This is a genomic window from Nocardioides sp. NPDC057772 (genome assembly GCF_042798075.1).
In the GTDB taxonomy this organism is placed as follows: Bacteria; Actinomycetota; Actinomycetes; order Propionibacteriales; family Nocardioidaceae; genus Nocardioides.
The window spans coordinates 1-8,509 of sequence record NZ_JBHVKN010000213.1 but is presented as its reverse complement, the minus strand read 5'-3'; the positions used below and the strand labels follow the sequence as shown (position 1 = coordinate 8,509).

Annotated in this window: 8 protein-coding genes; 2 read left to right on the top strand and 6 right to left on the bottom strand. The window is 70.5% G+C overall.

The features are described from left to right. Window positions 1-36 precede the first annotated feature (36 nt). From ACFVJS_RS23785 to ACFVJS_RS23775, 3 genes are read right to left on the bottom strand one after another with little or no spacing between them, the layout of a single operon-like run. A complete protein-coding gene (locus ACFVJS_RS23785; RefSeq protein WP_378885665.1) occupies window positions 37-1,311 on the bottom strand; it encodes a sugar ABC transporter permease in 1,275 nt (424 codons plus the stop codon). Beyond that, window positions 1,308-2,057 carry an ATP-binding cassette domain-containing protein gene (locus ACFVJS_RS23780; protein WP_378885663.1) on the bottom strand — a complete coding sequence of 250 codons (750 nt, stop codon included), beginning with the start codon at window positions 2,055-2,057 and terminating at the stop codon, window positions 1,308-1,310. Before ACFVJS_RS23780 ends, ACFVJS_RS23785 begins: the two co-directional genes overlap by 4 nt. Further along, the gene (locus ACFVJS_RS23775; protein WP_378885662.1) at window positions 2,054-3,175 is read right to left on the bottom strand and encodes a sugar ABC transporter substrate-binding protein; all 1,122 of its coding nucleotides are present in this window, start codon (window positions 3,173-3,175) and stop codon (window positions 2,054-2,056) included. Before ACFVJS_RS23775 ends, ACFVJS_RS23780 begins: the two co-directional genes overlap by 4 nt. Before the next feature lie 193 nt (window positions 3,176-3,368). On the opposite strand from ACFVJS_RS23775, the gene ACFVJS_RS23770 reads away from it, so the two are divergent. Further along, window positions 3,369-5,531: an acyltransferase family protein gene (locus ACFVJS_RS23770; RefSeq protein ID WP_378885659.1), complete on the top strand. Its 2,163-nt coding sequence runs from the start codon at window positions 3,369-3,371 to the stop codon at window positions 5,529-5,531. Here ACFVJS_RS23770 and ACFVJS_RS23765 read toward each other — a convergent pair. From ACFVJS_RS23765 to ACFVJS_RS23755, 3 genes are read right to left on the bottom strand one after another with little or no spacing between them, the layout of a single operon-like run. Then, the gene (locus ACFVJS_RS23765) at window positions 5,528-5,932 is read right to left on the bottom strand and encodes a RidA family protein (protein WP_378885658.1); all 405 of its coding nucleotides are present in this window, start codon (window positions 5,930-5,932) and stop codon (window positions 5,528-5,530) included. The genes ACFVJS_RS23770 and ACFVJS_RS23765 overlap by 4 nt on opposite strands. A gap of 26 nt (window positions 5,933-5,958) precedes the next feature. Continuing rightward, entirely contained in the window at window positions 5,959-6,708 is a 750-nt protein-coding gene (locus ACFVJS_RS23760) for an IclR family transcriptional regulator (RefSeq protein WP_378885656.1), read from the bottom strand. Then, window positions 6,705-7,733 carry a sugar kinase gene (locus ACFVJS_RS23755; RefSeq protein ID WP_378885654.1) on the bottom strand — a complete coding sequence of 343 codons (1,029 nt, stop codon included), beginning with the start codon at window positions 7,731-7,733 and terminating at the stop codon, window positions 6,705-6,707. Before ACFVJS_RS23755 ends, ACFVJS_RS23760 begins: the two co-directional genes overlap by 4 nt. Before the next feature lie 124 nt (window positions 7,734-7,857). On the opposite strand from ACFVJS_RS23755, the gene ACFVJS_RS23750 reads away from it, so the two are divergent. After that, on the top strand, window positions 7,858-8,457 hold the full coding sequence (locus ACFVJS_RS23750) for a hypothetical protein (RefSeq protein WP_378885652.1): 600 nt from the start codon (window positions 7,858-7,860) through the stop codon (window positions 8,455-8,457). Window positions 8,458-8,509: the final 52 nt, after the last annotated feature.

The following is an 8,509-nucleotide window of genomic DNA, read 5'->3' as shown; positions in this document are numbered from 1 at the left end:
GCTTCCTCTGCATACCTAGACGAACCGACGCCGCAGCTACACGTGCCCTGTGGCCGAGGCCCGGCGCCTGGAGATGGCGTCGACGCTGGCCGCGACCAGAAGGACCAGGCCGGTGACCATCCAGACAGTGCCCTGGGGCTGGTCGAGCAGGCCCATCCCGTTGTCGATCACCGCCACCACGGTGCCACCGATGACCGCGTCGATGACCCGGCCCTTGCCGCCGAAGAGCGAGGTGCCGCCGATGACGGCGGCACCGACGGCGTACAGCAGGGTCGTCTCGCCACCGGTGCTCGGGTTCACCGAGTTGGTGCGGCTGGCGATCATGATGCCGGCCACCGCCGCCATCGTGGAGCAGAGGATGAAGCACGACAGCCGCACCCGGAACACGTTGATGCCCGCCCTGCGCGCCGCCTCCGCGTTGCCGCCGACCGCGTAGACGTGCCGGCCCCAGGCGGTGCGGGTCAGCATGAACGTGAGCACGATCAGCAGGCCGACGATCACCAGCAGCGAGACCGGGACCCCCTTGAGCGAGGTCAGCGCCGGGTTGCGGCTGCGCTCGACGGAGAGGTAGCCGACCACCGCGAGCACCACGACCGTCAGCAGCCCGGTCTTCAGGGCCCACAGCAGGATGGGCTGCACCGTCAGGTTCTTGGCGCGGCGACGGGCGTCGGTGACGTACGTCGAGGCCGCATAGCCCACGATGCAGACGATCCCGAGCGTCCAGCCGAGCCAGACCGGGAGGTTGGAGTTGTTGAGGCCGTTGATGAAGTCGTTGCGGTAGGGAATCGTCCCGCCCTCGCCGATCATCGTCAGGAGCACGCCCTGCAGCCCGAGGAACGCGGCCAGGGTGACCACGAACGACGGGATCCCCAGCCTCGCCACGAGCAGCCCGATGAGCAGGCCGATCACCGCGCCGGTGAGCAGCGCCGCCACCAGGGCCGGCAGCAGCGGCCACTCCTGCCGGGTCAGGAACACGCCGAGCACGCCGGCGCAGGTGCCGCCCGCGAAGCCCGCCGAGAGGTCGATCTCGCCCAGCAGCAGCACGAAGACCAGGCCCATCGCGAGCACGGTCACGCCGGCCGACTGGCCGATCAGGTTGGCGAAGTTGAACGAGTTGGTGAACTGCTCGGGACGCAGCGCCGAGAAGACCACGACCAGCGCGATCAGGCCCAGCACCGCCGGCAGCGAGCCGACCTCACCACCCTTGAGCTTGGCCAGGTAGGCGCGGAAGATCCCGCCCAGCGAGTTGTCGGGCATCGGGTCCGGCGACGCCGGATCGGTCACCGGCCGGTCGTCCACGTCCGCACTCATGCGGCACCTCCTTCGGGAACCACGCCGGTGGTGATCGCCTCCACGACCCGCCCGCGCGTGGTGGAGGCGGCCTCGATCTGGCCGACCATGCGCCCCAGGTGCAGGACCGCGATGTCGTCGGCGACCTCGAACACGTCGTTGAGGTTGTGGCTGATCAGCACGACGCCCAGGCCCCGGTCGGCCAGCCGCCGCACCAGCCGGAGGACCTGCTCGGTCTGCGCCACCCCGAGCGCCGCGGTCGGCTCGTCGAGGATGACCAGCTTGGAGTTCCACAGCACGGCCCGGGCGATCGCCACCGTCTGCCGCTGGCCCCCGGAGAGGGACGCCACCGGCGTACGCACCGACTTCAGGGTACGCACCGAGAGACCGTCGAGGGTCTCGCGAGCACGCTGCTCCATGGTGTCCTCGTCGACCAGCCGGAGCCGTCTCAGCTCCCGGCCGAGGAACATGTTGTGGACGACGTCGAGGTTGTCGCACAGTGCGAGGTCCTGGTAGACGACCTCGATCCCGAGCGCGGCGGCGTCCTTCGGGCTGGTCACCTTCACCGGCTCGCCCTCGAAGAGGTAGTCGCCGGCGTCGAAGAGGTGGATGCCGGCCATCCCCTTGACCAGGGTGCTCTTGCCGGCGCCGTTGTCGCCGACGAGCGCGGTGACCCGGCCCGCCCGCACCGAGAGGTCCACGCCGCGCAGGACCTGCACGGCGCCGAAGGACTTCTCGACGCCGTGCAGCTCCAGCAGCGGACTCACTGAGGCACGCCGTTCTCGGTGCACAGGGCCGCGATCGCGCCCGCGCACACCTCGGCGGCATCGGCCTGGCCGTCCTTGATGACGGTCACGACCGACTCCTTGGTGACCCAGACGGGCTCGGCGAGCACCGAGGGCACGTCGCGACCGGCCTCGGTGTCCTCCACGGTCCCGGTGGCGAGGGCGTCGGCGGCTTCCTTGTCCTCCTCGATCAGCGCGATCGCGAGGTCCGCGGCGGCCTTGGCCTCGAGCGCGGTGTTCTTGTAGACGGTGCCGCACTGGAAACCCTGCAGGACGTTCTGCAGACCCTCGACCGAGGCGTCCTGGCCGGTCACCGGGATCTTGCCCTGCGCGTTGTTCGCCTTCAGGCGGGCGATGATGCCGCCGGCCATGGTGTCGTTGGCCGAGACGACCCCGTCGATCTTGCCGCCGTTGGCGGTGTACATCTGGTCGAAGACCTTCCCGGCCTTGGTCGCGTCCCACTCCCCCGACTGGTCACCGACGAGCTTGTAGGTCCCGTCGGCGATCTTGGCCTCGAGCGCCTTCTCGTAGCCCGACTTGAACAGGGCCGCGTTGTTGTCGGTGGCAGCGCCGTTGACGTAGACGATGTTGCCGCCCTTCTTGCCCGAGGCGGTGATGCACTCGTCCAGGCCCGCGCCCATCAGCTCACCGACCTTCACGTTGTCGAAGGAGACGTAGTAGGAGGCGCCACCGTTGAGAGTCAGCCGGTCGTAGTCGATGCTCGTCACTCCGGCGTCGGCGGCCTTCTTCAGGCAGGCGGCGCCCGACTCGGAGTCGAGGTTGGTGATGATGATGACCTTGACGCCCTCGTTGATCATGCTGTCGCAGAGCTGACCGAACTTGGCGGTGTCGCCCTGGGCGTTCTGGATCGTGGCCTCGAGGCCGGCCTCGTCGAACGCCTTCTCCAGGTTGGGCCGGTCCTGGGACTCCCACCGGGGAGACGTGGTGGCGTCGGGCAGGATCACCCCGACGTCGGTGCCGCCCGAGCCACCCGAGTCACCGCCACCGTCATCCGAGCCACCACATGCCACGAGCGATGCGGTCGACAGAGTGGCGACCGCTGCGACCGCCATCAGACGGCCGATCTTGTGCGTGTTCATCGTCGAAACTCCTCAGTCCTGGGTGTGATCTATGTCACGTCGGGGTGCAACCTATCTCCTCCGGCGGCGATGTGAAACGGTTTCGAGGAGATCCCGATGACGGATTGACAACGTCCGTATGCCAACAGGTCACCACTGCTCGTTAGGGTGCGACGGCTCCCACCCCACCGACATCCACCAGAACAGCGATCACGTGACCGCCATCTCGGATATTTCCGCCCCCCGAACCACCCCGACCGACAGCGAGCCCAAGTACCCCAGATCTAGGCAGGCCACCGGGCACATCAGCGAGATCCATGGACTGCGCGGTATCGCGCTGGCGCTCGTGGTCGCCTTCCACCTCTTCGGCAACGGCCGGGTCTCGGGCGGGATCGACGTCTTCCTGGTGATCTCCGGCTTCCTCGCCACCCGCTCGCTGGTGGGCAGGGCGGAGCGCGGCCGGTTCCGGCTGGTCGAGCACTACGGTCGTACGTTCGCGCGGCTCGCCGCGCCGGCGCTGATCGTGCTGGCCGCGACAGCCGTGCTGATGGTGGCGTTCATCCCGCAGACGCTGTGGACCCAGACGACGCGAGAGATCGTCGCGGCGGCGACGTACACGCTCAACTGGGAGCTCATCGCCAACCAGCTCTCCTACGGCGCCGCGGGGCCGTCCTCGACGCCGGTGCAGCACTTCTGGTCGCTCGCGGTGCAGGGGCAGTTCTTCCTGCTCTGGCCGCTGGTGGTCGTCGGGCTCGCCTTCGTCCTCAGGGTGGTCACCCGCGGCCGGATCGGCCTGGCCCGGGCACTGTTCGTGCTGACCGCGGCCGCGTTCGCGGTCTCCTTCCTCTATGCGATCAAGGTGTCCGGGGCCGACCAGGCGGCTGCGTACTTCAACTCCGTCACCCGCTTCTGGGAGATCGGCGCCGGAGCGCTCACCGCGCTCGCCCTGCGCCGCCTGAGCCTGCCCGAGAAGATCAGGACGTACGCCGCATGGACCGGCCTCGCCCTCGTGGTGACCTGCGGTTTCGTGATGGACGGCGCCGACCACTTCCCGGGGCCGCTCGCGCTGTGGCCGGTCGCCGGCGCGCTGTTGGTGATGGCCGGCTCGACGCCGTCACCGCGTGGGCCGCGCCGCCTGCTGGAGACCCGGCCGCTGCGGTTCGTCGCCGACATCTCCTACGAGCTCTACCTGTGGCACTGGCCGTTGCTGATCGCCTGGCTCTACTACACCGGCGGCGAGCATCTCACCCTGGCCTCGGCCGCCGGCGTCCTGGTCGTCTCGACCGTGCTCGCCTGGGCGACCAACCGGCTGGTGACCCGGCCGATCCAGACGTACGTCATCAGGCCCGGCGGGCCACCGGCCCTGGTCGCCGCCCTGGCCGCCCTCGCGGTCGCCGTCGGCGCGGGATGGAGCGGCCTGGCCGCCATCAAGTACTCCGAGGACAGGGCGATCGAGGCGGCTGCCCGACTCGCGACCGCCGATCCCTACACGACCGAGTGCCTCGGGGCCGCGGCGATGGCGGCGGCATCCACGGGCCGGTCGTGCCGCAACCCCGACCTGCGCGGCGAGCTGATCCCGGCGGTGGCGGCGATCGGCGCGGACGACGACAACCGGAGCGAGTGCTGGTCGTTCGAGGAGCGTCCGGTGCGCTTCAGCGCCTGTCCGAACGGCGCGATCGAGGGCTACGAGAAGCGCCTGCTGATGGTCGGCGACTCCCACGCCGTCGCTCCCGTAGGCGCGCTCGACCTGATCGGCGACCAGCGCAACTGGCGCATCGACGTCGCCTCGCGAGCCGCCTGCCACTGGAACGCCCGCCCGCTCGGCCGCAACATCGCCGACAACCGCCCCGCCTGCGCGGAATGGAACCGGCAGCTCGAGGAGTATCTGCGCGCCCCCGAGCAGAGGAACCTCGACGCGATCATCGTCACCCACTCGGCCCGCAAGACGACCCAGCCCCTGGGCGAGGAGACGCCCTACGAGTCGACCGTCAACGGCCTCGTCGAGGCCTGGAGCCACCGGCCCTCGACGAAGATCCCGGTGATCGCGCTCGTCGACAACCCGATGTTCGAGCCCGACAACGCCGCCTATCTCCGCACCACGCTGGGCTGCATCCAGCAGCACTCACCCGAGACCGCGGGCGAGGCGTGCGGGCGGCCGCGCACGGACGTGCTCGTCAAGGATCCCCATCGCGACGCCGTCGCCCGCGACCCCAACGCCCACCTGGTCGACATGACCCACCTCTTCTGCGAGGACAGGATCTGCCCGGCGGTGATCGGCAACGTCATCGTCTACCGCGACGGCAACCACATCACCTCGCGCTACGCCCGCACGCTGGCGCCCTACCTGAGCCGCGAGCTGGCCCGGATCGTGGATTAACGGGCGACGGCGAGGGCGTCGATCTCGACGAGCATCTCCTCGCGCGGCAGGCCGGTCATCACGGTGGTGCGGCATGGGAGGATGCCGCCCTCGGCGACCCGGGAGCCGATGAACTCGCCATAGGCCTCGTTCATCGCGGCGAAGTCTTCCCGCGTGGTGAGGTAGACGCGGAGCATCAGCACGTCCTCGAAGCCGGCACCGGCGGCGGCGAGGATCGCCTCCACGTTCTGCAGGGTGCGCACGGTCTGGGCCTTCACGTCACCCGGGAAGAGGTACTCGTTGGTGGCGGGGTCGACCGGGCCCTGGCCGGAGACCTGGATCATGCCGCCGCGGACGACGCCCTGGGAGAAGGTGTGCGCGGGGGCCGGAGCCTGGTCGGTGGAGATGCGGAGGTCGGACATGGGTTGGGTTTCCTCTCGGGGTGTTCTCATGAGCTCCGGCCGGCCCAGTCGGCGGAGATCGCTTCGGTGGCCGCGAGGAGCTGCGGCACCAGGGCACGCACCCCCTCGCGGGGCAGGATGACGTCGGGCACGGAGACGGAGACCGCGGCGACGACACGCCCGGCCTCGTCGCGTACGGGCGCCCCGACGCAGTTGATGAAGTCCTCGTGCTCGGCCGCGTCCTCGGCCCAGCCCTGCTCGCGGGTGCGGGCGAGCACCTCGCGGTAGCCCGCAGCGTCGGCGATGGTGCGGCTGGTGAACGGACGGAAGTCGATGCCGGCGATCACGGCGTCCTGCTCGCCGGGCGGCAGGCCCGCGACGAGCACCTTGCCCACGGCGGTGGCGTGCAGGGCGGCGGGAAGGCCCACGCGCGAGTACATCCGCACGGCATGGGTGCTCTCCACCTTGGCGAGATAGATGGCCGCACCGTTCTCGTACGCCGCCAGGTGGACGGCCTGACCGCCCGTCTCCGCCGCGAGGCGGGTGAGGTGGGGCTGGGCGACGTCACGGATGGCGTGCTGGGCCAGGGCGATCGTGCCGAGCGCGAACAGCCGGGAGCCGAGGTGGTAGCGCTGGCGGTCGTCGCGGCGTACGAACCGGTCCGCCTCCAAGGTGTGCAGCAGCCGCATCGCGGTGGTCTTGTGGACCTCGAGGCGGGCGGCCACCTCGTCGAGGGACCGCTCGCCCTCGCCGAGCTCGATCAGGATCTGGAGCGCGCGGGAGAGACTCTGGCTCATCGGGCCACCTCCGTAGGGGTCTCGAGCGCCGGGGAGTCGATGCCGGCGGCGCTCACCCGGGTCGCCGCCCACTCCTCCTCGGAGCAGTCGAGCAGCCGAGCGCGTACGTCGGCGGCCGGCGGGTCGGCATGGTCGCCGGTCGCGGCCAGCACGCCGGCGGCGACCAGGTGGCCCTGGCGCAGCCGGCCGACCGGGCCGCTCCCGTCGACGAGTGCCGCGAGGTAGCCCGCCGCGAAACCGTCGCCCGCACCGACCGGCTCCACCACGTCGACCCGGAGGGCCGAGACCTCGGTGGCACTCCCGTCCGGATCGTGCTCACCGGCCGCGTGGGAGTCGGCCTTGATCACGAGCCGCGGGCGCTCACCCAGGAGCTCGCGCAGGTCCTGCGGGGAGTCCACACCGAGCGCCGCACGGGCCTCGTCGGCGCCGAGCAGCACCACGTCGGCCGCGCGCAGCAGGTCGAGCAGGGGCGTGATGTCGCGGCCGGCCCACAGGGCCGGTCGCCAGTTGAGGTCGACGCTGAGCCGGTACCCGTGCTCCTCGCGCAGCGCCAGCAGGCGGCCGACCAGAGCGGAGCCCTCCTCGAGGATGCCGACGGTGATGCCGGAGGTGTGCACGACCTCGGCCGAGGCGAGCGCCTCGGCCACCACGGGCCGGTCGAGCAGGCCGGCGTCCATCGCGGCCGCCGCGGAGCCGGCGCGGTAGTAGTGCATCCGGCTGCCGCCGGGGGCGGGCTCCTTCACGTAGAGACCCGTGGGCCGCTCGGGGTCACGCTCGGCCTGGACCTCCACGCCGCGCGCGGCCAGATCGTCGGTCACCACGTCACCGAACGGGTCGCGGCCGAGGCGGGACACCCAGGCCGTCCGCACACCGAGAGCAGCCAGAGCTCCCGCCACGTTGGCCTCCGCACCACCGACCGAGCGACGCAAGGTCGTCGCCTCCGCCAGCGGCCGATCGCCGTCCGGGCGCAGGACGACCATCGCCTCCCCCAGGCAGATCGCCCGCACGTCTCCGCTAGTGCCCACGAATGGAGCTCCTCCCTGTCGCGTCATCGCCGGCCCGTTGACGACCGGTGTGACCGATGCTACAACTATTGAATCACATTACGCAATCACCGTTGCACATTATGCAATGCAGGAAGGACGGGTCATGGATCACCCGGCAGCCCACATCGACACGACGGCCGTCGCCGCGCTGCGCGATGAGCGGGTCGACTGGCGCCACAAGGCGATCCCGCCCGCGCTGTGGGGACGTACCGTCGCAGAGGTGCTCGCCGCGGCGCCCCGGCTCTCACAGCTGCCCATGCCCGTGCTCTCCCTCTCCCGGGTCGCGATGAGCCACAACCGCGACGTGCTGGCGGAGTGGTGCGCCGAGCGGGGCATGGCCCTGGCGCCGCACGGCAAGACGACCATGGCCCCACAGCTGTGGGCCGAGCAGCTCGCCGCCGGAGCGTGGGCGATCACCGTCGCCAACCTCCCCCAGCTCGCCGTCGCCCGCGCCTTCGGCGTCTCGCGAGTGATCGTGGCCAACGCTGTCGTCTCTCCGCTCGCCCTGCGCTGGATCGCCGACCAGCTCACCGAGGATCCGGCCCTCGAGATCCTGGTATGGGCCGACTCGCCCCGCACCGTCGCCCTGATGCACGACGCACTCGCGGCCCACGCCGCCACGGTCGATCCGCGACGCGCTCTCGGCGTGCTCGTCGAGCGCGGAGCAAGGGGTGGTCGCACCGGCGCCCGCGACGAGGTTTAATATTTTTCAGTCGTCGTGGGCGTGTCGTATTTTTCAGTGTTGATTTTGGTGG